Annotated in this window: 25 protein-coding genes; 22 read left to right on the top strand and 3 right to left on the bottom strand. The window is 65.1% G+C overall.

What is annotated here, in order from left to right; translation table 11 throughout:
• The first annotated feature begins 58 nt into the window (after positions 1 to 58).
• The 13 genes from RAC97_RS00890 (at position 59) to RAC97_RS00830 (ending at position 13,088) form a co-directional block, all read left to right on the top strand.
• Entirely contained in the window at positions 59 to 958 is a 900-nt protein-coding gene (locus RAC97_RS00890) for a TonB family protein (protein ID WP_375099676.1), read from the top strand.
• A 231-nt stretch (positions 959 to 1,189) separates the two neighbouring features.
• Positions 1,190 to 1,759: a YqgE/AlgH family protein gene (locus tag RAC97_RS00885; RefSeq protein ID WP_375099677.1), complete on the top strand. Its 570-nt coding sequence runs from the start codon at positions 1,190 to 1,192 to the stop codon at positions 1,757 to 1,759.
• Entirely contained in the window at positions 1,759 to 2,184 is a 426-nt protein-coding gene (gene ruvX, locus RAC97_RS00880) for a Holliday junction resolvase RuvX (RefSeq protein ID WP_375099678.1), read from the top strand. Before RAC97_RS00885 ends, ruvX begins: the two co-directional genes overlap by 1 nt.
• A gap of 45 nt (positions 2,185 to 2,229) precedes the next feature.
• Positions 2,230 to 2,748: a bifunctional pyr operon transcriptional regulator/uracil phosphoribosyltransferase PyrR gene (gene pyrR, locus RAC97_RS00875; RefSeq protein WP_375099679.1), complete on the top strand. Its 519-nt coding sequence runs from the start codon at positions 2,230 to 2,232 to the stop codon at positions 2,746 to 2,748.
• Positions 2,749 to 2,760: 12 nt separating this feature from the next.
• Positions 2,761 to 3,765 carry an aspartate carbamoyltransferase catalytic subunit gene (locus RAC97_RS00870; protein ID WP_375099680.1) on the top strand — a complete coding sequence of 335 codons (1,005 nt, stop codon included), beginning with the start codon at positions 2,761 to 2,763 and terminating at the stop codon, positions 3,763 to 3,765.
• Entirely contained in the window at positions 3,762 to 5,033 is a 1,272-nt protein-coding gene (locus RAC97_RS00865) for a dihydroorotase (RefSeq protein WP_375099681.1), read from the top strand. Before RAC97_RS00870 ends, RAC97_RS00865 begins: the two co-directional genes overlap by 4 nt.
• A 219-nt stretch (positions 5,034 to 5,252) precedes the next feature.
• Positions 5,253 to 5,774 carry an ATP-dependent protease subunit HslV gene (gene hslV, locus RAC97_RS00860; protein WP_375099682.1) on the top strand — a complete coding sequence of 174 codons (522 nt, stop codon included), beginning with the start codon at positions 5,253 to 5,255 and terminating at the stop codon, positions 5,772 to 5,774.
• Positions 5,775 to 5,854: 80 nt separating this feature from the next.
• On the top strand, positions 5,855 to 7,198 hold the full coding sequence (gene hslU / locus RAC97_RS00855; protein ID WP_375099683.1) for an ATP-dependent protease ATPase subunit HslU: 1,344 nt from the start codon (positions 5,855 to 5,857) through the stop codon (positions 7,196 to 7,198).
• A gap of 175 nt (positions 7,199 to 7,373) precedes the next feature.
• The gene (locus tag RAC97_RS00850; protein ID WP_375099684.1) at positions 7,374 to 7,751 is read left to right on the top strand and encodes a gamma-butyrobetaine hydroxylase-like domain-containing protein; all 378 of its coding nucleotides are present in this window, start codon (positions 7,374 to 7,376) and stop codon (positions 7,749 to 7,751) included.
• 357 nt (positions 7,752 to 8,108) lie between these two features.
• Complete coding sequence (phaC, locus tag RAC97_RS00845) at positions 8,109 to 9,788, top strand: class II poly(R)-hydroxyalkanoic acid synthase (RefSeq protein ID WP_375099685.1); 1,680 nt, start codon at positions 8,109 to 8,111, stop codon at positions 9,786 to 9,788.
• A 49-nt stretch (positions 9,789 to 9,837) separates the two neighbouring features.
• Positions 9,838 to 10,689, top strand: a complete 852-nt coding sequence (gene phaZ / locus RAC97_RS00840; RefSeq protein ID WP_375099686.1) for a poly(3-hydroxyalkanoate) depolymerase — start codon at positions 9,838 to 9,840, stop codon at positions 10,687 to 10,689.
• 97 nt (positions 10,690 to 10,786) lie between these two features.
• Positions 10,787 to 12,469 (top strand): class II poly(R)-hydroxyalkanoic acid synthase, encoded by a 1,683-nt coding sequence (phaC, locus tag RAC97_RS00835; RefSeq protein ID WP_375099687.1) that lies wholly within the window; start codon positions 10,787 to 10,789, stop codon positions 12,467 to 12,469.
• A gap of 4 nt (positions 12,470 to 12,473) precedes the next feature.
• A complete protein-coding gene (locus tag RAC97_RS00830; RefSeq protein WP_375099688.1) occupies positions 12,474 to 13,088 on the top strand; it encodes a TetR/AcrR family transcriptional regulator in 615 nt (204 codons plus the stop codon).
• Between the two features lie 115 nt (positions 13,089 to 13,203).
• Here the strand turns inward: RAC97_RS00830 and RAC97_RS00825 are convergent, their stop codons facing one another.
• From RAC97_RS00825 to RAC97_RS00815, 3 genes are all read right to left on the bottom strand, one after another.
• On the bottom strand, positions 13,204 to 14,070 hold the full coding sequence (locus RAC97_RS00825; RefSeq protein ID WP_375099689.1) for a phasin family protein: 867 nt from the start codon (positions 14,068 to 14,070) through the stop codon (positions 13,204 to 13,206).
• A gap of 10 nt (positions 14,071 to 14,080) precedes the next feature.
• Positions 14,081 to 14,503 (bottom strand): phasin family protein, encoded by a 423-nt coding sequence (locus RAC97_RS00820; protein WP_375099690.1) that lies wholly within the window; start codon positions 14,501 to 14,503, stop codon positions 14,081 to 14,083.
• A 155-nt stretch (positions 14,504 to 14,658) separates the two neighbouring features.
• Entirely contained in the window at positions 14,659 to 14,934 is a 276-nt protein-coding gene (locus RAC97_RS00815) for a polyhydroxyalkanoic acid system family protein (RefSeq protein WP_375099691.1), read from the bottom strand.
• A 125-nt stretch (positions 14,935 to 15,059) separates the two neighbouring features.
• Between RAC97_RS00815 and ubiE the strand changes: the two genes are divergently transcribed.
• The 9 genes from ubiE (at position 15,060) to RAC97_RS00770 (ending at position 21,065) form a co-directional block, all read left to right on the top strand.
• Positions 15,060 to 15,830 carry a bifunctional demethylmenaquinone methyltransferase/2-methoxy-6-polyprenyl-1,4-benzoquinol methylase UbiE gene (ubiE, locus tag RAC97_RS00810; protein WP_375099692.1) on the top strand — a complete coding sequence of 257 codons (771 nt, stop codon included), beginning with the start codon at positions 15,060 to 15,062 and terminating at the stop codon, positions 15,828 to 15,830.
• A complete protein-coding gene (locus tag RAC97_RS00805) occupies positions 15,830 to 16,453 on the top strand; it encodes an SCP2 domain-containing protein (protein WP_375099693.1) in 624 nt (207 codons plus the stop codon). The genes ubiE and RAC97_RS00805 overlap by 1 nt, the downstream gene beginning before the upstream one ends.
• Positions 16,450 to 18,060: a ubiquinone biosynthesis regulatory protein kinase UbiB gene (ubiB, locus tag RAC97_RS00800; RefSeq protein WP_375099694.1), complete on the top strand. Its 1,611-nt coding sequence runs from the start codon at positions 16,450 to 16,452 to the stop codon at positions 18,058 to 18,060. Before RAC97_RS00805 ends, ubiB begins: the two co-directional genes overlap by 4 nt.
• Before the next feature lie 74 nt (positions 18,061 to 18,134).
• The gene (gene hisI, locus RAC97_RS00795; RefSeq protein ID WP_375099695.1) at positions 18,135 to 18,527 is read left to right on the top strand and encodes a phosphoribosyl-AMP cyclohydrolase; all 393 of its coding nucleotides are present in this window, start codon (positions 18,135 to 18,137) and stop codon (positions 18,525 to 18,527) included.
• A 2-nt stretch (positions 18,528 to 18,529) separates the two neighbouring features.
• The gene (locus RAC97_RS00790; RefSeq protein ID WP_375099696.1) at positions 18,530 to 18,865 is read left to right on the top strand and encodes a phosphoribosyl-ATP diphosphatase; all 336 of its coding nucleotides are present in this window, start codon (positions 18,530 to 18,532) and stop codon (positions 18,863 to 18,865) included.
• Between the two features lie 42 nt (positions 18,866 to 18,907).
• Positions 18,908 to 19,195 (top strand): twin-arginine translocase TatA/TatE family subunit, encoded by a 288-nt coding sequence (locus RAC97_RS00785; protein WP_375099697.1) that lies wholly within the window; start codon positions 18,908 to 18,910, stop codon positions 19,193 to 19,195.
• A 3-nt stretch (positions 19,196 to 19,198) separates the two neighbouring features.
• A complete protein-coding gene (tatB, locus tag RAC97_RS00780; protein ID WP_375099698.1) occupies positions 19,199 to 19,573 on the top strand; it encodes a Sec-independent protein translocase protein TatB in 375 nt (124 codons plus the stop codon).
• Positions 19,570 to 20,361 carry a twin-arginine translocase subunit TatC gene (tatC, locus tag RAC97_RS00775; protein WP_375099699.1) on the top strand — a complete coding sequence of 264 codons (792 nt, stop codon included), beginning with the start codon at positions 19,570 to 19,572 and terminating at the stop codon, positions 20,359 to 20,361. The genes tatB and tatC overlap by 4 nt, the downstream gene beginning before the upstream one ends.
• Entirely contained in the window at positions 20,358 to 21,065 is a 708-nt protein-coding gene (locus RAC97_RS00770) for a 16S rRNA (uracil(1498)-N(3))-methyltransferase (RefSeq protein WP_375099700.1), read from the top strand. The genes tatC and RAC97_RS00770 overlap by 4 nt, the downstream gene beginning before the upstream one ends.
• Positions 21,066 to 21,123: the final 58 nt, after the last annotated feature.

The following is a 21,123-nucleotide window of genomic DNA, read 5'->3' as shown; positions in this document are numbered from 1 at the left end:
GGGTATGATGCCGGTCCCTTGAACCGACCCGCCGCCCCACCCGGTTGCTGGATACCCGATGACGCTGCCTGCCGACATCCCCGCCGACCTGTTGCCACCGCGCGTCCGCCCTGCGGACCGGCTCGGCTTCACCCTGTTCCTGGCTGCCCTGGTGCACCTGGCGCTGATCCTCGGCGTGGGCTTCAGCGTGGTCGAGCCGCAGGAAATCCGCCGGACGCTGGACATCACCCTGGCCCCGTTCAAGAGCGAGACCCCGCCGGAGAAAGCCGACTACCAGGCCCAGGCCGACCAGCAGGGCAGCGGCACGCTGGACAAGAAGGCCGTGCCCACCACCACCGAGGTGGCGCCCTTCCAGGACAGCAAGATAAACAAGGTAACCCCGCCACCGGCCAGCCGCCCGCAAACGCCGCCCGCCCCGGAAAAGTCCGTGGTGGCCACACAGGCGCCCAAGGCACAGAAGGTCGAGAACAGGCCCAAGGAAACCAAGCCGCAACCCAAGCCCGAGGCCGCCGTGCCGGAGTTCGACAGCTCGCAGTTGTCCAGCCAGATCGCCAGCCTCGAGGCCGAGCTTGCCAATGAGCAGCAGATGTATGCCAAGCGCCCGCGCATCCACCGCCTCAACGCCGCCTCGACGGCCCGCGACAAGGGCGCCTGGTACAAGGAAGACTGGCGCAAGAAGGTCGAGCGCATCGGCAACCTCAATTACCCCGAACAGGCCCGACGCGAAAAGCTCTACGGCAGCCTGCGCATGATGGTTTCGATCAACCGCGACGGCTCGCTGCACGAGGTGCTGGTGCTCGAGTCATCCGGCGAGGCGGTGCTGGACCAGGCGGCCCAGCGCATCGTGCGCCTGTCGGCGCCTTTCGCGCCGTTTACCGGGGACATGGCCGAATTCGACCGCCTGGAAATCATCCGCACCTGGCGCTTTGCCCGGGGTGACCGGCTTTCCAGCAACTGAGCCACAGCCTGAATTGCTCTCGCAAACACGCCGCCAACCCTGTAGGCGCGGGTTTACCCGCGAACCAGGGCGAAGCCCTGGCCATACACCGCGGTGTCTACTTCGCGGGTAAACCCGCTCCCACAAGGTCGGCGGCGTTTTCAAGAGCGGTGATTGGCTCCTTGCCAAGACCCTCACAGACACCACACAGCCACCTTGTCAGCCTCGCCACCTGACGCCACACTATCCCCCATGAAAACCCTCACCTCCAGCTACCTCAAGCATCAGTTCCTGATCGCCATGCCGCACATGGCCGACCCGAACTTTGCCCAGACCCTCACCTACATCGTCGAGCACAACGCCAACGGCGCCATGGGCCTGGTGGTGAACCGCCCGCAGGAGTTGAACCTGGCCGACATCCTCGAGCAACTGCGCCCGGACGACACGCCCCCCGCCAGCACCCTGCATGTTCCCATCTACCAGGGCGGCCCGGTGCAGACCGATCGCGGTTTCGTGTTGCACTCCAACGAATGCAGCTTCCAGGCCACGGTGGCGCTGGACGGCCTGTCGCTGTCCACCTCCCAGGACGTGCTGTTCGCCATCGCCGCGGGCGTGGGCCCGAAAAAGACCCTGATCACCCTCGGCTACGCCGGCTGGGAGGCAGGCCAACTGGAAGCGGAACTGGCCGACAACGCCTGGCTCAACTGCCCCTTCGACCCCGAGATCATCTTCGGCTTGGCCAGCGACCAGCGCCTGAGCGCCGCCGCCGCCAGCCTGGGCATCAATCTCAGCCTGCTGACCAGCCAGGCGGGCCACGCCTGATGGCCGAACTGCGCCTGCTGCTGGGCTTCGACTACGGCACCCGGCAGATCGGCGTCGCCGTCGGCCAGGTCATCACTGGCCAGGCTCGCGAGCTGTGCACGCTCAAGGCACAGAACGGCGTGCCGGACTGGAGCCAGGTCGAAAAGCTGATAAAGGAATGGAAACCCGACGCCATCGTCGTCGGCCTGCCGCTGAACATGGACGGCACGCCCAGCGAGATGAGCGAGCGTGCCGAGAAATTCGCCCGGCGCCTGAACGGGCGCTACAACCTGCCGGTGCATACCCACGACGAACGCCTGACCACCTTCGAAGCCAAGGGTGAGCAGATGGCTCGCGGCACACGCCACGGCAGCTATCGCGACAACCCGGTCGACGCCATCGCCGCAGCCCTGTTGCTGCAAGGCTGGCTGGAGGCCAATACCTGACCACCCGCTTTACCGCCGGCCCGCCGGCGCCCCAAGGAGCACGCAATGAGCCTACCCAATCCCGCCGAGCTGATCCGGCAGATGGCCGTCGACCTTCGCGCCCACCTGGCGCGCCGCGCCATCGTCGAGCCACGCTTCATCGGCATCCGCACCGGGGGTGTCTGGGTCGCCCAGGCCCTGCAGCAGGAACTTGGCGACCAAAGCCCGCTGGGCACGCTGGATGTTTCCTTCTACCGCGACGACTTCAGCCAGAACGGCCTGCATCCGCAGGTGCGCCCCTCCGAGCTGCCCTTCGAGATCGAAGGCCAGCACCTGGTGCTGGTGGACGACGTGTTGATGAGCGGTCGCACCATCCGCGCAGCGCTCAACGAACTGTTCGACTATGGCCGCCCGGCCAGCGTGACGCTGGTGTGCCTGCTCGACCTGGACGCAGGCGAACTGCCAATCCGCCCCAACGTGCTCGGTGCCACCCTGTCGCTGGCCCCCCATGAACGGGTAAAATTGACCGGACCCACGCCGCTCGCCCTCGAGCGCCAGGACCTCGCTTCCGCATCCGCCCTTTAAGAGTCCCCCGCGATGACGCCATTCGACGCCAAGCGCCCGCTGCAGCTCAATGACCAGGGCCAGCTACGCCACTTCCTCTCGCTCGACGGCTTGCCCCGTGAGCTGCTCACCGAAATCCTCGACACCGCCGATTCCTTCCTCGAGGTCGGCGCCCGGGCCGTGAAGAAAGTCCCGCTGCTGCGCGGCAAGACCGTGTGCAACGTGTTCTTCGAGAACTCCACCCGCACCCGCACCACCTTCGAGCTGGCGGCCCAGCGCCTGTCGGCCGATGTCATCAGCCTGAACGTTTCGACCTCTTCGACCAGCAAGGGCGAAACCCTGTTCGACACCCTGCGCAACCTTGAAGCCATGGCCGCCGACATGTTCGTGGTGCGCCACTCCGACTCCGGCGCCGCCCACTTCATCGCCGAGCACGTGTGCCCGGACGTCGCGGTGATCAACGGCGGCGACGGCCGCCACGCGCACCCGACCCAGGGCATGCTCGACATGCTGACCATTCGTCGGCACAAAGGCGGCTTCGAGAACCTCTCGGTGGCCATCGTCGGCGATATCCTGCACTCGCGCGTGGCCCGCTCGGACATGCTGGCGCTCAAGGCGCTTGGCTGCCCGGACATCCGCGTGATCGGCCCGAAGACCCTGATCCCGGTAGGTATCGAGCAATACGGGGTGAAGGTGTACACCGACCTGGCCCAAGGCCTGAAGGACGTCGACGTGGTCATCATGCTGCGCCTGCAGCGCGAGCGCATGGCAGGCGGCCTGCTGCCCAGCGAGGGCGAGTTCTACCGCCTGTTCGGCCTGACTACCGCGCGCTTGGCCGGCGCCAAGCCCGATGCCATCGTCATGCACCCCGGCCCGATCAACCGCGGCGTGGAAATCGAGTCGGCGGTGGCCGACGGCAAGCACTCGGTCATCCTCAACCAGGTCACCTACGGCATTGCCGTGCGCATGGCCGTGCTGTCGATGGCCATGAGCGGGCAGAACGCGCAACGTCAACTGGACCAGGAGAACGCCCTGTGAGCATCAGCATTCTTGGCGCCCGGGTCATCGACCCCAGCAGCGGCCTGGACACCGTCACCGACCTGCACCTGGACGGCAGCCGCATCGCCGCCATCGGCGCCGCCCCGGCAGGCTTCAACGCCAGCCGCACGATCCAGGCCGAGGGCCTGGTGGTCGCCCCGGGCCTGGTCGACCTCGACGTCGCCCTGCGCGAGCCGGGCTACAGCCGCAAGGGCAGTATCGCCAGCGAAACCCGCGCAGCGGTGGCCGGTGGCGTCACCAGCCTGTGCTGCCCGCCGCAGACCAAGCCGGTGCTGGACACCTCGGCAGTGGCCGAACTGATCCTCGACCGCGCCCGCGAAGCCGGCAACAGCAAGGTCTACCCGATCGGCGCCCTGACCAAGGGCCTGGACGGCGAACAACTGGCAGAGCTTGTGGCCCTGCGCGACACCGGCTGCGTGGCCTTCGGCAACGGCCTGAAGGAGATCCCCAACAACCGTACCCTGGCCCGCGCCCTGGAATACGCCGCCACCTTCGACCTGACCGTGGTGTTCCACTCCCAGGACCTGGACCTGTCCCAAGGCGGCCTGGCCCACGAAGGCGCCATGGCAAGCTTCCTGGGCCTGTCGGGCATTCCGGAAAGTGCCGAGACCGTGGCCCTGGCGCGCAACCTGCTGCTGGTGGAGCAGACCGGCGTGCGCGCGCACTTCACCCAGATCACCAGCGCCCGTGGTGCGCGGCTGATCGCCCAGGCCCAGCAACTGGGGCTGCCGGTCACTGCCGATGTGGCGCTGTACCAGCTGATCCTTACCGACGAGGCCCTGCGCGACTTTTCCAGCCTCTACCACGTGCAGCCGCCGCTGCGCACCGCTGCTGACCGCGATGGCCTGCGCGAGGCGGTGAAGTCTGGGGTGATCCAGGCGATTTCCAGCCACCACCAGCCCCACGAGCGCGACGCCAAGCTGGCGCCGTTCGGCGCGACCGAGCCGGGCATCAGCAGTGTCGAACTGCTGCTGCCACTGGCCATGACACTGGTGGAGGATGGCCTGCTCGACCTGCCGACCCTGCTGGCCCGCCTGAGCAGCGGCCCGGCCCAGGCCCTGCGCCTGCCAGCGGGCGAGCTGAAGGTGGGTGGCGCCGCCGACCTGGTGCTGTTCGACCCGAACGCCTCCACCGTGGCGGGCGAACAGTGGTTCTCCCGTGGCGAGAACTGCCCGTTCATCGGCCACTGCCTGCCCAGTGCAGTGCGTTATACCCTGGTCGATGGGCACGTTTGCCACGAAGCCTGATAGACCGCGTCGCCCTTTTCGCGGGTAAACCCGCTCCCACAGGTATCCCACAGCTATTGAACACTGTGGGATACCTGTGGGAGCGGGTTTACCCGCGAAAGCCTCACCACCGCTGCTCCCGCCTAAACACCGCTCATCCCGTCAGGTTGAAATCCTTCCCCCCTCCCCCCATATGAGTTTCCAACAGGCATTTTCGCCCCGCTGTGTGGAGACTCTCTCTTGACCACCATCGTTTCTGTCCGCAATGGATCCAACGTCGTCATGGCCGGCGACGGACAGGTATCGCTCGGCAACACCGTCATGAAAGGCAATGCCAAGAAGGTGCGCCGCCTGTACAAGGGCGAGGTCCTGGCCGGCTTCGCCGGTGCCACCGCCGATGCCTTCACGCTGTTCGAACGCTTCGAGGCCCAGCTGGAGAAGCACTCCGGCCACCTGGTCCGCGCGGCTGTCGAACTGGCCAAGGAATGGCGTACCGACCGCACCCTGAGCCGCCTGGAAGCCATGCTGGCCGTGGCCAACAAGGACGCTTCGCTGATCATCACCGGCAACGGCGACGTCGTGGAGCCCGAACATGGCCTGATCGCCATGGGTTCCGGCGGCAACTATGCCCAGGCCGCTGCGCGCGCACTGATGGACAATACCCAGCTCGCGCCGCGTGAAATCGCCGAGCGCGCGCTGAACATCGCCGCAGACATCTGCGTGTTCACCAACCACAACCTGACCATCGAGGAGCTGGGCTGAGGTAATCGAGCAGTTGTTCTGGCGCCGGCCCGTAGGCCCGGCTTTTCCACGCTGATTCGACATTGCGAGCCCCCGACACCATGTCCATGACCCCCCGCGAGATCGTCCACGAACTCAACCGCCACATCATCGGCCAGGACGACGCCAAGCGCGCCGTGGCCATCGCCCTGCGCAACCGCTGGCGGCGCATGCAGCTGCCTGCCGAGCTGCGCGCCGAAGTGACGCCCAAGAACATCCTGATGATCGGCCCCACCGGCGTGGGCAAGACCGAAATCGCCCGCCGCCTGGCCAAGCTGGCCAATGCACCGTTCCTCAAGGTGGAGGCGACCAAGTTCACCGAAGTCGGGTATGTGGGCCGCGATGTCGAGTCGATCATCCGCGACCTGGCCGATGCCGCCCTGAAGATGCTACGCGAGCAGGAAATCGTGCGCGTGCGCCACCGCGCCGAAGACGCCGCCGAAGACCGCATCCTCGATGCCCTGCTGCCCCAGGCGCGGGTCACCAGCTTCAGCGAGGAAGCCCAGCAGTCGAGCAGCGACTCCAATACCCGCCAACTGTTCCGCAAGCGCCTGCGTGAAGGCCAGCTGGACGACAAGGAAATCGAGATCGAAGTCGCCGACAATGTCGGCGTCGAGATCGCCGCGCCGCCCGGCATGGAAGAAATGACCAACCAGCTGCAAAGCTTGTTCGCCAACATGGGCAAGGGCAAGCGCAAGACCCGCAAGCTGAAGGTCAAGGAAGCGCTGAAGATGGTGCGCGACGAGGAGGCCAGCCGCCTGGTCAACGAAGAGGAGCTCAAGGGCAAGGCCCTGGAAGCGGTCGAGCAGCATGGCATCGTGTTCATCGACGAGATCGACAAGGTGGCCAAGCGCGGCAATGTCGGTGGCGCCGATGTGTCCCGCGAGGGCGTGCAGCGCGACCTGTTGCCGCTGATCGAAGGCTGCACGGTGAACACCAAGCTGGGCATGGTCAAGACCGACCATATCCTGTTCATCGCCTCCGGCGCGTTCCACCTGAGCAAGCCGAGCGACCTGGTGCCCGAGCTGCAAGGCCGCCTGCCGATCCGCGTGGAGCTCAAGGCACTGACCCCGCAGGACTTCGAGCGCATCCTTACCGAGCCGCATGCCTCGCTCACCGAGCAGTACCGTGAGCTGCTCAAGACCGAAGGCCTGAACATCGAGTTCGACGCCGAGGGCATCAAGCGCCTGGCCGAGATCGCCTTCCAGGTCAACGAAAAGACCGAGAACATCGGTGCTCGTCGCCTGCACACCCTGCTCGAGCGCCTGCTCGAGGAAGTGTCGTTCAGCGCCGGTGACCTGGCCAGCGCCCATGACGACACGCCGATTCGTATCGATGCAGCGTACGTAAACAGCCACCTCGGCGAGCTGGCGCAGAACGAAGACCTGTCGCGCTATATCCTGTAAGACCGGCGTCGCCTTCTTCGCGGGTAAACCCGCTCCCACAGGTTACGCAGCCCTGTAGGAGCGGGTTTGCCCGCGAACATCGGCGCAGCCGGTGCCATTCCCCACCGCGACAGGCCCCTTGAATCCCAGCAGCACAAGCGGGAAGCTAGCAGCATCCGCTGCCGAGAGATTCCCCATGGCCCGCCTGCCCACCGCCATCAACCTGCACAAAGCCTCGAAAACCCTCACCCTCACCTACGCCCCCGGCGAGGTCTACCACCTGCCCGCCGAATTCCTGCGCGTGCATTCCCCCTCCGCCGAGGTCCAGGGCCACGGCAACCCCATCCTGCAGTTCGGCAAGATCAACGTCGGTCTCAGCGGCCTGGAGCCTGCCGGCCAATATGCACTGAAATTGACCTTCGACGACGGTCATGACAGCGGCCTGTTCACCTGGGAGTACCTTGAGCAGTTGTGCCTGCGCCAGGAACAACTGTGGGCCGAGTACCTCGAAGAATTGCACAAGGCCGGGAAATCCCGCGATCCGTCCGAGTCGGTGGTCAAACTGATGCTCTAGCTCAAGGTTCCTACGCATTAGAGCGCATTTTCTAATCTCATCTGCTTGAATGCCTTCTTGGCAACCCATGAAGGGTTGTCTTGCGCATTACATGAAAGTCGGGTAACCAATGGAGCTGGCAAGCTCCCTGCATTGTTTGCTGTGTTGCATGAACGTGCGGGGTCAGGCCGGTATGTAGAGGTCGCGAGCGAAAGCAGGCTGTCTTCACGCGCAGGTAACCCGCAGCTCATCGCCGAATGCATCCGGCCCGCAACCGCTGTTCGTTATCACTGGTCACCCGAGCAGCAGTACCGGGCAGTCGTCTGTGTACCCGCCACAGCCTACCGGTACTCGTCTCAGGACAACGGAGCGTCGTAGATGAGTAACAAGAACAACGATGAGCTGCAGCGGCAGGCCTCGGAAAACACCCTGGGCCTGAACCCGGTCATCGGTATCCGCCGCAAGGACCTGCTCAGTTCGGCACGCACAGTGTTGCGCCAAGCGGTCCGGCAACCGCTGCACAGCGCCAAGCACGTGGCGCATTTCGGCCTGGAACTGAAGAACGTGTTGCTGGGCAAGTCTGCCCTGCGGCCCGAAGGCGACGACCGACGCTTCAACGACCCTGCCTGGAGCCAGAACCCCCTTTACCGCCGCTACCTGCAGACCTACCTGGCGTGGCGCAAGGAACTCAACGACTGGATCGCCGACAGCGACCTGTCGCCTCAGGACATCAGCCGCGGACAGTTCGTCATCAACCTGATGACCGAGGCCATGGCACCGACCAATACCTTGGCCAACCCCCAGGCGGTCAAGCGCTTCTTCGAGACCGGCGGCAAGAGCCTGCTCGATGGCTTGTCCAACCTGGCCAAGGACATGGTCAACAACGGCGGCATGCCCAGCCAGGTGAACATGGACGCCTTCGAGGTGGGCAAGAACCTCGGCACCAGTGAGGGCGCGGTGGTGTTTCGCAACGACGTGCTGGAGCTGATCCAGTACCGCCCGATCACCGAGCAAGTGCACGCCCGCCCGCTGCTGGTGGTGCCGCCGCAGATCAACAAGTTCTACGTATTCGACCTGAGCCCGGAAAAGAGCCTGGCGCGCTTCTGCCTGCGCTCCAACCAGCAAACCTTCATCATCAGCTGGCGCAACCCTACCAAGGCCCAGCGCGAATGGGGGCTGTCGACCTACATCGATGCGCTCAAGGAAGCGGTGGACGCGGTGCTGGCGATCACCGGCGCGAAAGACCTGAACATGCTCGGCGCATGCTCCGGTGGCATCACCTGCACCGCACTGCTGGGCCACTACGCAGCAATCGGTGAAACCAAGGTCAATGCCCTGACCCTGCTGGTGAGCGTGCTCGACACCACGGTGGATACCCAGGTAGCGCTGTTCGTCGACGAACAGACCCTGGAAGCGGCCAAGCGCCACTCCTACCAGTCGGGCGTGCTGGAAGGCAGCGACATGGCCAAGGTGTTCGCCTGGATGCGTCCCAACGACCTGATCTGGAACTACTGGGTCAACAACTACCTGCTCGGCAATGAACCGCCGATCTTCGACATCCTGTTCTGGAACAACGACACCACCCGCCTGCCTGCGGCCTTCCACGGCGACCTGATCGAGATGTTCAAGAACAACCCGCTGACCCGCTCCGATGCCTTGGAAGTGTGCGGTACGCCGATCGACCTGAAAAAGGTGCAGTGCGACATCTACAGCGTCGCCGGCACTGCCGACCACATTACCCCCTGGCAGTCGTGCTACCGCTCGGCGCACCTGTTCGGCGGCAAGATCGAGTTCGTGCTGTCCAACAGCGGGCATATCCAGAGCATCCTCAACCCGCCGGGCAACCCCAAGGCACGCTTCCTCACCGGCGAAGATCGCCCCGACGACCCGCTGGCCTGGCAGGAGAACGCGGTCAAGCACGCCGACTCCTGGTGGCTGCACTGGCAGACCTGGCTGGCCGAGCGCGCCGGCGAGCTGAAAAAGGCGCCGACGCGCCTGGGCAACCGTGCCTTTGCCCCAGGGGAAGCGGCACCCGGCACCTACGTCCACGAACGCTGAGCCCCGAGCGCCGTGGCCACGGCGTTTTATCAACCCTAGAGTCCCGTGCATGTCGCAACCGTATATCTTCAGGACCGTAGAGCTGGACAACCAGTCCATCCGCACGGCCGTCCGCCCTGGCAAGCCGCACCTGACGCCGCTGCTGATCTTCAACGGCATCGGCGCCAACCTCGAGCTGGTATTCCCATTCATCGAGGCGCTGGACCCGGACCTGGAAGTCATCGCGTTCGACGTGCCTGGAGTCGGCGGCTCGTCCACACCGAGCCGCCCCTACCGTTTCCCTGGGTTGGCCAAGCTCACCGCACGCATGCTCGACTACCTGGACTACGGCCAGGTCAGCGTGATCGGCGTGTCCTGGGGCGGTGCGCTGGCCCAGCAGTTCGCCCACGACTACCCCGAGCGCTGCAAGAAGCTGGTGCTGGCCGCCACCGCGGCGGGCGCGTTCATGGTGCCGGGCAAGCCCAAGGTGCTGTGGATGATGGCGAGCCCGCGCCGCTACGTGCAGCCGTCTCACGTGATTCGTATCGCCCCGCTGATCTACGGTGGTGGCTTTCGCCGCGACCCGGAGCTGGCCATGCACCACGCCGCCAAGGTGCGCTCCGGTGGCAAGGCAGGCTATTACTGGCAGCTGTTCGCAGGCCTGGGCTGGACCAGCATCCACTGGTTGCACAAGATCAGCCAGCCGACCCTGGTGCTGGCCGGCGACGACGACCCGTTGATCCCGCTGATCAACATGCGCTTGCTGGCTTGGCGAATTCCCAACGCACAGCTACACATAATCGACGATGGCCACCTGTTCCTCATCACCCGGGCCGAGGCCGTCGCTCCGATCATCATGAAATTCCTCCAGCAGGAGCGCCAACGCGCGGTGATGCACCCGCGTCCCGCTTCCGGTGGCTAGGGCCTGTATTGCCCGGCGATTTACCGCGGCCCCTGTGGGAGCGGGCATGCCCCGCGATGGGAACTGCGCGCCAATGGAACAACGAGGGAGTGTTGCCATGAAAGACAAACCGGAAAAAGGGAAGGCATCGCCCCCCGCCACCAGCATGAACGTGCAGAACGCCATGACCGGCCTGCGCGGCCGCGACCTGGTCTCGACCCTACGCCAGGTCGGGCGTATCGGCCTGCGCAACCCACTGCACACCGCACACCACCTGCTGGCTCTCGGCGGCCAGCTGGGCCGTGTGCTGCTCGGCGACACCCCAAACCAGCCGAACCCGCGCGACACACGCTTCAGCGATCCCACTTGGAGCCAGAACCCGTTCTACCGCCGCGGCCTGCAAGCCTACCTGGCCTGGCAGAAGCAGACCCGCCAGTGGATCGAGGAAAGCTCGCTGAGCGATGACGACCGCGCCCGTGCGCACTTCTTGTTCAACCTGCTCAACGACGCGGTGTCGCCCAGTAACACCCTGCTCAACCCCATGGCGGTCAAGGAGCTGCTCAATACCGGCGGCCTGAGCTTGGTCCGCGGGCTAGGCCACCTGGTCGACGACCTGCGCCATAACGACGGCTTGCCGCGCCAGGTTGACGAGCGCGCCTTCGAGGTCGGCGGCAACCTGGCCACCACTCCCGGCGCGGTGGTGTTTCGCAACGATTTGCTGGAGCTGATCCAGTACAAGCCGATGAGCGAGAAGCAGTATTCGCGCCCACTGCTGGTGGTGCCGCCGCAAATCAACAAGTTCTACATCTTCGATCTGGGCCCGACCAACAGCTTCGTCCAGTACATGCTCAAGAACGGCCTGCAAGTGTTCATGGTGAGCTGGCGCAACCCCGACCCGCGTCATCGCGAATGGGGCCTGTCGAGCTATGTGCAAGCCCTGGAAGAAGCCCTCAACGCCTGCCGCAGCATCAGCGGCAACCGCGACCCGAACCTGATGGGCGCCTGCGCCGGTGGCCTGACCATGGCCGCGCTGCAGGGCCACTTGCAGGCCAAGCGCCAGTTGAACCGGGTACGCAGCGCCACCTACCTGGTGAGCCTGCTCGACAGCCAGTTCGAAAGCCCCGCCAGCCTGTTCGCCGACGAGCAGACCATCGAGGCCGCCAAGCGCCGCTCCTACCAACGCGGCGTGCTGGACGGCGGCGAGGTGGCGCGGATTTTCGCCTGGATGCGTCCCAACGACCTCATCTGGAACTACTGGGTCAACAACTACCTGCTCGGCAAGAGCCCGCCCGCCTTCGACATCCTCTACTGGAACGCCGACAACACCCGCCTGCCTGCAGCGCTGCACGGCGACCTGCTGGACTTCTTCAAGCTCAACCCGCTCACCCACCCTGAAGGCCTCGAGGTATGTGGCACGCCGATCGACCTCAAGCAGGTGACCGTCGACAGCTTCACCGTGGCCGGCAGCAACGACCACATCACCCCGTGGGATGCGGTGTACCGCTCGGCCTTGCTGCTGGGTGGCGAGCGGCGTTTCGTGCTGTCCCACAGCGGGCACATCCAGAGCATCATCAACCCGCCCGGCAACCCCAAGGCCTACTACCTGAAGAACCCCAAGATGTCGGGCGACCCACGGGCCTGGTTCTACGACGCGCAACGCAGCGACGGCAGCTGGTGGCCGCAGTGGGTGGAGTGGATCGGCCAGCGCTCCGGCAGCCTGAAGGCGCCACGCACGACGCTGGGCAATGCCACCTACCCGGTGCTCGGCCCGGCGCCCGGTACCTACGTGCTGGCGCGCTGAGCCGATGAAGACCCGTGAGCGCATCCTGGCCTGCGCCCAGCAGCTGTTCAACCAGCAGGGCGAGCCGAATGTCTCGACCCTGGAGATCGCCAACGAGCTGGGCATCAGCCCTGGCAACCTGTACTACCACTTCCACGGCAAGGAGCCGCTGGTGCTGGGCTTGTTCGAGCGCTTCGAGGAAGAGCTGATGCCGCTGCTCGACCCGCCGCTGGAGGTGCGCCTGGATGCCGAGGACTATTGGCTGTTCCTGCATCTGATCGTCGAACGCATGGCGCAGTATCGCTTCCTGTTCCAGGACCTCTCGAACCTGGCCGGCAGGCTGCCGAAGCTGGCGCGTGGCATGCGCAACCTCATCAACGCGCTCAAGCGCACGCTGGCAGCGCTGCTGGCGAGTTTGAAGGCCCAGGGGCTGCTGGTGAGCGAGATGCAGGCGCTGGGTCAACTGGTGGAGCAGATCACCCTGACCTTGCTGTTTTCGCTGGATTACCAGCGGGTGATCGGGCGCGAGGGGGACGTGGGGATCGTGGTGTATCAGGTGATGATGCTGGTGGCGCCGCACCTTCAGCCGCCGGCGCGCAAGGCGGCGGAGCAACTGGCGGGGAAATACCTGGAGGCCTGATTTCGGCTACTCCAACGTATTCGCGAGTAAACCCACTCCCACAGCGCCCCACAGCATTCAAAAACTGTGGGGGCCCTGTGGGAGCGGGTTTACCCGCGAAGAGGGCGCCGCGGTATCAGGCCTGGCTGGCCGGATTCACAGGTGCCGATGGGGTGCTGCTGGCCGGTGCCGCGCTGGGCGCCGGCGCTGCGCTTGCTGCCGGGGTAGCCGGTGCAGCAGGCTTGACGGCGGCAGGCTTGGCCGGGGCTTTCTTCACCGCCGGTTTCTTCGCCGCAGCGGGCTTGGCTGCAGTGGGCTTGGCTGCAGTGGGCTTGGCTGCCGCAGGTTTTGCCACAGGCTTGGCAGCCGGTTTCGCGGCAGCAGGCTTGGCGGCAACCGGTTTCGCCGCTGCGGTCTTGGCAGCAGGCTTGGCCGCTGCGGTTTTCGCCGCAGGTTTAGCCGCAGCCTTCACCGCCGGCTTGGCAGCAGGCTTCGCCGCAGCGGTCTTGGCAGCCGGTTTCGCCGCAGGCTTGGCAGCCGCTTTGGCCAGTGGCTTGGCGGCAGTCTTGCTGGCCGCAGCCTTGGAAACCGGAGTGACCGAAGCGCCAGTCAGCTTCTCGATCTTCTTGGTCAGGCTATCGACCTGCTGGTGCAGGGCCTTGATCTCGTTGCGGCTCGGCACGCCCAGGCGCGAGATGGCGCTGTTCAGACGCTTGTCGAAAGCCTCCTCGAGTTCGCTCCACTTGCCCATTGCGCGGTCCTTGACGTCGGACACCCGCGAGGTGGTGGCGGACTTGGCGCTGTCCTTGGCGGAGGTGACCTCGACCTTGGCTTTCTTCTCGGCCTTCTCGCCATCCTTCACCAGCGAGTCGAAGAGTTTCGGGCCGTCCTGGTCGATCTTCGAATAGATACCCAGGCCAGCCAACCAGATCTTGCGGGAATACTTTTCGATTCCGCCGACCCAGGAGCTGCCTTCTTTCTCGGTGTTCTTCTTGCCAGCCATCCTGCTCTCCTTATGGTTTGCGCGCGACACGCTCGAGCAGCTCGGTCAGTTGCTCAAGCTTGATGGACAACGCCTCAACGTCATGTTTAGACGGAATGCCGAGGCGATTCAAGGCGCGGGCCACCCGCGCGTCGAAAGCTTTCTCGATTTTGTCGAGCTGCACCTCGACCTTGCCACGTACTCGGCTCACTTGCACGGTGGCTTCATCGAGCTGGCCGTTGGCGGCATCGAGCTTCTTGTCGAGGGTTTTCTTGCCACGTTTCTCGACACCTTCGCCCGCTTTCACCAGCTCCTTGAAATAGTCGGAGCCTTCCTGGCCCACACGGGCGTAGGCGCCCAGGCCTGCCAGCCAGATCTTGCGCGCGTAGCCGCGCACGTCTTCCAGGGCGCTGGTTGCGGCGTCTTCTTTCTTCTTCAGGTTCAACTTGGCCATGCTCTGCACCTCACGCTCGAAAAGGAATGGAGGAACCGCCCAGGGGTTGGGCTTGAGCATGAAGGTAGGAAAAAAAATTAGAATCCTCACCCTAAGGTGAGTGGTGCCAGACGAAAGTCCGAACATCACACCACACCCTGTAGGAGCGGGTGTCATCACACCAGCGCTTTATCCAACGCCCGCTCGATCTCGCCCTTGATGGTGCCGCTCATCATCGACAGCATCATGCCCAGCTTGAGCTCGACGCGGATGCTGTCCTCGCCGATGTGCACGCTGCCGTTGGCACCACTGCGCGTCACATCGACGCGGTCGCCGTTCCAGCTGGCTTTGAGGTCGTACTCGCGGGACAGTTTCTCCACCAGGGCCTCGGCCTTGGCACGGACCGCCTCGCGACCGAGGGAGTGTTTGCGTTCGACGCTGATCTGAGTCATGCGGGGTATCCAGGCATTGGGGACATACTGCGCATTATGCCCGCCCCCGCGAGACGGCACACCCTGCCAAGACAAATGCGCCCGTTCGCCCTAGAATGGCGGTACTTTTTCCCCGGTGAAGCGATATGAACGACCAGCGCAAAGGCGAACACGCCGAGCCCACCACCCATTTCGGCTACCAGGACGTGCCCGAGAGCCAGAAGGCGCAGAAAGTCGCCGAGGTCTTCCACTCCGTAGCCGCCAAGTACGACCTGATGAACGACGTCCTCTCCGGTGGCATGCACCGGCTTTGGAAGCGCTTCACCATCGAGCTGTCCGGCGTGCGCAGCGGCAACCGGGTGCTGGACATCGCCGGCGGCACCGGCGATCTGGCGGCCAAGTTCTCGCGTCTGGTCGGCCCCACCGGCCAGGTGGTGCTCGCCGACATCAACGAGTCAATGCTCAAGGTCGGCCGCGATCGCCTGCTCGACCGCGGCGTGGCTGGCAACATCGAGTTCGTGCAGGCGGACGCCGAGAAGCTGCCGTTCCCCGACAACCACTTCGACTGCGTGACCATCGCCTTCGGCCTGCGCAACGTCACCCACAAGGACCAAGCCCTGCGCTCGATGCTGCGCGTGCTCAAGCCCGGTGGCCGCCTGCTGGTGCTGGAGTTCTCCAAGCCCACCAACAAGCTGATGTCGCGCGCCTACGACGCCTACTCGTTCGCCTTCATGCCACTGGCCGGCAAGCTGATCACCAACGACTCGGAAAGCTATCGCTACCTGGCCGAATCGATCCGCATGCACCCCGACCAGGAAACCCTCAAGAGCATGATGGTCGACGCCGGCTTCGACCGCGTCACCTACCACAACATGACCAGCGGCATCGTCGCCGTCCACCGGGGAATCAAGCCCTGATGCTCCTGGCCGGCCTGCTCGCCAGCGCCGAGCACGGGCTCAACCGTGTGCTGCGCATGGACAGCACCGCGCTGCCGCGCCTGGCCGCGCTCGAGGGCAAGGTGATCGAGATCGACTGCACGCAGCCGGCCTTGCAGGTGTTCATCCTGCCCGACGAAGAAGGCCTGATGCTCGCCGCCCACTGGGAAGGCGAGGTCGATTGCCGCCTGCGCGCACCGGCCAGCCGCCTGGGCCAGCTGGCCTTGAGCAAGGACAAGAACGCCGTGCTGCACAACCCGCAGGTCGAGCTGCACGGTGACAGCGCCGTGCTGCTGGACCTGGTCGGCATCCTGCAGGACCTGGAGCTGGACTGGGAGTACGCGCTGCAACGCTGGCTCGGCCCGGTGCCCAGCGCCCTGCTCGCCGGCCACCTGCGCCTGCGCGCACGCTGGACCAAGCAAGGCCTGTCGCGCTTCAGCCAGAATCTGTCCGAATACCTGGCCGAAGAGTCCCGCACCCTGGTGGGTCAACGCGAAGCCGAAGCGGCCTTCAGCGAGCTGGACTCGCTCAAGGTCGACATAGAACGCCTGGAGGCACGCATCCGTCGCCTCTCCCAATCCCTCGATACCAGCGATAACGCATGAAGCTGCTCGCCGTCCGCCGTCTGTTGCGCATCCAGCGCGTCGTGATCCGCTACCGCCTCGATGACCTGCTGTTCGACCTGCCCCTGCCCTGGTGGCTGCTCAGCCTGCGCCTGCTGATGCCCTGGCGCTGGTTGCCGCGCAAGCCGCTGGCACTTTCCCGTGGTGCGCGCCTGCGCCTGGCCTTGCAGGACCTGGGGCCAATCTTCATCAAGTTCGGTCAGTTGCTCTCGACCCGCCGCGACCTGCTGCCCACCGATGTCGCCGACGAACTGATGCTGCTGCAGGACCGCGTGCCGCCGTTCGACCCGCAGAAAGCCGTGGCGCTGATCGAAGCGCAACTCGGCGCCAAGGTGGGCGAGGTGTTCAGCCGTTTCGACGTCGAGCCCCTGGCCTCAGCCTCGGTGGCCCAGGTGCACGCTGCGCGCCTGAAAAGCGGCGAGGAAGTGGTGGTGAAGGTGGTGCGCCCGGGCCTGAAGCCTGTGATCGCCCAGGACCTTGCCTGGCTGTTCCTGATCGCCAAGGCGGCCGAGCGGGTGTCCGCCGACGCCCGCCGCCTGCACCCGGTGGAGGTGGTCGGCGACTACGAGAAGACCATCTACGACGAGCTCGACCTGCTGCGCGAAGCCGCCAACGCCAGCCAGCTGCGACGCAACTTCGAAGGCTCCGAGCTGATGTACGTGCCCCAGGTGTACTGGGACTTCTGCCGCCCCAAGGTGCTGGTGATGGAGCGCATCTATGGCGTGCCGGTGACCGACATGGCCACCCTGGCCGACCAGCGCACCGACATGAAGCTGCTGGCCGAACGCGGCGTCGAGGTGTTCTTCACCCAAGTGTTCCGCGACAGCTTCTTCCATGCCGACATGCACCCCGGCAACATCTTCGTCAGCACGGTCAAGCCGTGGAGCCCGCAGTACATTGCCATCGACTGCGGCATCGTCGGCAGCCTCACCGACGAGGACCAGGACTACCTCGCGCGCAACCTGATCGCCTTCTTCAAGCGCGACTATCGCCGCGTGGCGCAATTGCACATCGACTCGGGCTGGGTACCGGCGAACACCAAGGTCAATGAATTCGAAGCGGCGATCCGCACCGTATGCGAGCCGATCTTCGAAAAACCGTTAAAAGATATTTCCTTCGGCCAGGTACTGATGCGCCTGTTCCAGACCGCACGGCGCTTCAACATGGAAGTGCAACCGCAGCTGGTGCTACTGCAGAAGACCCTGCTGAACATCGAAGGCCTGGGCCGCCAGCTGTACCCGGACCTGGACCTGTGGAGCACCGCCAAGCCCTTCCTGGAACGCTGGATGCGCGAGCGCATGAGCCCCAAGGCAGTGTTCGGCAACCTCTACAGCCAGGCCGAGCAATTGCCGCACCTGGCCGACATGACCCGCGACCTGCTCGAACGTCTGTCGCAGCCGCACCTGCACGACCCGCAGTTGCCCGAGCGCAGGCGCCACGGCGACACCTGGGCACTGCGCCTGCTCGGTGCCGGCCTGCTCGGCGGCGGCGCAATGCTGGCCGCCGGTGCCGCCAGCCTCAGCGCACCGGCCGTTTGGCCGGCCTGGCTGATGCTGGCCGCCGGGCTCTACCTGATCGTGCGCCGATAGCCAGCCGCGCCGCTGGCTGGCACACTAGGGCGCAAAGGGCCTGTACAGGAGCGGGCCCGGGTTTGGAGTCGACGATGAAAGACTGGCTGGACGAGATCAAGTGGAACAGCGATGGCCTGGTACCGGCCATCGCCCAGGACCACAAGACCGGGCGCGTACTGATGATGGCCTGGATGAACCGTGAGTCCCTCGCCCTGACCGCCGCCGAGCAACGCGCCATCTACTGGTCGCGCTCGCGGGGCAAGCTGTGGCGCAAGGGCGAAGAGTCGGGCCATGTGCAGAAGCTGCATGAGCTGCGCCTGGACTGCGATGCCGACGTGGTCATCCTGATGGTCGAGCAACTGGGTCATATCGCCTGCCATACCGGTCGTGAAAGCTGCTTCTATCGGGTCTTCGAAGACGGCCAGTGGAAAATCGTCGACCCGGTCCTGAAGGACCCGGACGCCATCTACAACGCAGGGCACTGACAATGAGCGACACCCTCAACCGCCTCGCCGAAGTACTCGAGGAGCGCAAACACGCCGCCCCCGACAGCTCCTACGTGGCCAGCCTGCACCACAAGGGCCTGAACAAGATCCTCGAGAAGCTCGGCGAAGAGTCGATCGAGACCATCATTGCCGCCAAGGATGCCGCCGTCAGCAAGGATTGCAGCGATGTCATCTATGAAACCGCCGACCTGTGGTTCCATAGCCTGGTCATGCTCAGTGCGCTGGGCCAGCATCCGCAGGCGGTGCTCGACGAACTGGAGCGCCGCTTCGGCCTCTCCGGACATGACGAGAAGGCCGCACGCCAGCCTTCCGCCTGATGTATCCAGGGGCTGCGCCCCCCCACCTTTCAGGAGCACGTAATGGGTATCTTTGACTGGAAACACTGGGTCGTCCTGCTGGTCGTCGTGGTGCTGGTGTTCGGCACCAAGAAGCTGAAGAACTTCGGCAGCGACCTGGGCGAGTCGATCAAAGGCTTTCGCAAGGCCATGAACGACGAAGAGAGCAAACCTGCCGAGCAAACCCCACCGCCGCCGGTACAGCCATCCGTACAACCCACCCAGCAGCCGCAGGGCACCGCGCCGCTGAACCCGCCGCACACCATCGAGGGCCAGGCCACGCCGGTCCAAGATCCACAGCGCAAAGACTGAGCCATGTTCGGCATCAGCTTCAGCGAGCTGCTGCTCGTCGGCCTGGTCGCCCTGTTGGTGCTCGGCCCCGAGCGCCTGCCGGGGGCCGCGCGCACCGCAGGCCTGTGGATCGGCCGGCTCAAGCGCAGCTTCAACAGCATCAAGATGGAAGTCGAGCGCGAAATCGGCGCCGACGACATCCGTCGCCAGTTGCACAACGAGCACATCCTGCAAATGGAAGAGCAAGCCAAGCGCATCCTCAACCCGCAGGCCCAGCCGAGCACGCCACCGACCACCCGCGAAACACCGGCCAGTAGTCCACCACAGGTGCCTGCCGCCGATGCCCCGCCCGTGGCGCCTCCTACTCCCGAGCCAAGCCAGCCGCCCCGAACCCCATGAGCGAAAACCCGGAACAAGACCAGCCGATGCCGCTGGTCGCGCACCTGACCGAGCTGCGTACCCGCCTGCTGCGCTGCGTTGCCGCCATCTTCCTGATCTTCGCCGGGCTGTTCTCCTTCGCCCAGCAGATCTACACCCTGGTGTCGGCGCCCCTGCGTGCGCATTTGCCGGAACATGCGACGATGATCGCCACGGACGTGGCCTCGCCGTTCCTCACGCCGTTCAAGCTGACGATGATCGTCTCGCTGTTCCTCGCCATGCCGGTCATCCTCCAGCAGGTGTGGGGCTTCATCGCACCGGGTCTGTACAAGCATGAAAAGCGCATCGCCATCCCGTTGCTGGTGTCGAGCATCGTGCTGTTCTACACCGGCATGGCCTTCGCCTACTTCCTGGTGTTCCCGCTGATCTTCGGCTTCTTCGCCAGCGCCACGCCCGAGGGGGTGTCGATGATGACCGACATCGCCAGCTACCTCGATTTCGTCATGACCCTGTTCTTCGCCTTCGGGGTGGCGTTCGAGATCCCCGTAGCGGTGGTGCTGCTGGTGTGGATCGGCGTGGTCGACGTGGCCTACCTGCGCAAGATCCGCCCCTACGTGATCATCGGCTGCTTCGTGGTCGGCATGGTCCTCACCCCACCGGACATCTTCTCCCAGACCCTGCTGGCCGTGCCGATGTGGCTGCTGTTCGAGGTCGGCGTGCTGTTCGGCGGCCTGGTGCGCAAGCGCAGCCAGGCCCGCGAGGACGCTGCGGACGACCACAACGACCAGCCGCCTGCGACCCAACCGTGAACCTGCTGCTACTGGAAGACGCCGACTTCGTCGCGGCGGACCGCGTGGTGCTGGCCGACCGGCGCTTCACTCACATGCTGGAGATCCACCGCGTGGTGGTCGGCGACAGCCTGCGCGTCGGGCGCATCGGTGGGCTGATGGGCAAGGCCACGGTGCTGCGCCTGGAAGGCCACGAAGCCGAGCTCGAGGTAACCTTCGACCAGCCGCCGCCAGCCAAGCTGCCCCTGACCCTGGTGCTGGCCGTGCCGCGCCCGAAGATGCTGCGCCGACTGTTCCAGACCTGCGCCACCCTGGGCGTGCAGCGGCTGATCCTGGTCAACAGCTACAAGGTCGAGAAAAGCTTCTGGCAAACGCCGTTCCTCACCCCCCAAAGCATTCGCGACAACCTCATCCTTGGCCTTGAGCAGGCACGCGACACCGTGCTGCCCGAGGTCATCATCGAGAAGCGCTTCAAACCTTTCGTGGAAGACCGCTTGCCCGCCATCACCCAAGGCACCACCGGCCTGGTCGGCCACCCCGGCCCCTACCCGGCCTGCCCCCGTGCCGTGCACGGGCCAGTGACCCTGGCCATCGGCCCTGAAGGCGGCTGGATCCCCTACGAGGTCGAGCTGCTGGAAAAGGCCGGCCTCGCCCCCGTGCAGCTGGGCGAACGCATCCTGCGGGTCGAGACCGCCGTCACCGCCCTGCTCTCGCGCATTTTCTAAACACATTCCATTTCATTTTTCTGACCAACGGGTCAGCAAACACCTATCAAGTTTCCCC

Source organism: Pseudomonas sp. LS_2, from assembly GCF_042709235.1.
In the GTDB taxonomy this organism is placed as follows: domain Bacteria; phylum Pseudomonadota; class Gammaproteobacteria; order Pseudomonadales; family Pseudomonadaceae; genus Aquipseudomonas.
The sequence above is the reverse complement of the archived record's forward strand: the minus strand, read 5'-3'. Positions and strand labels throughout refer to the sequence as shown.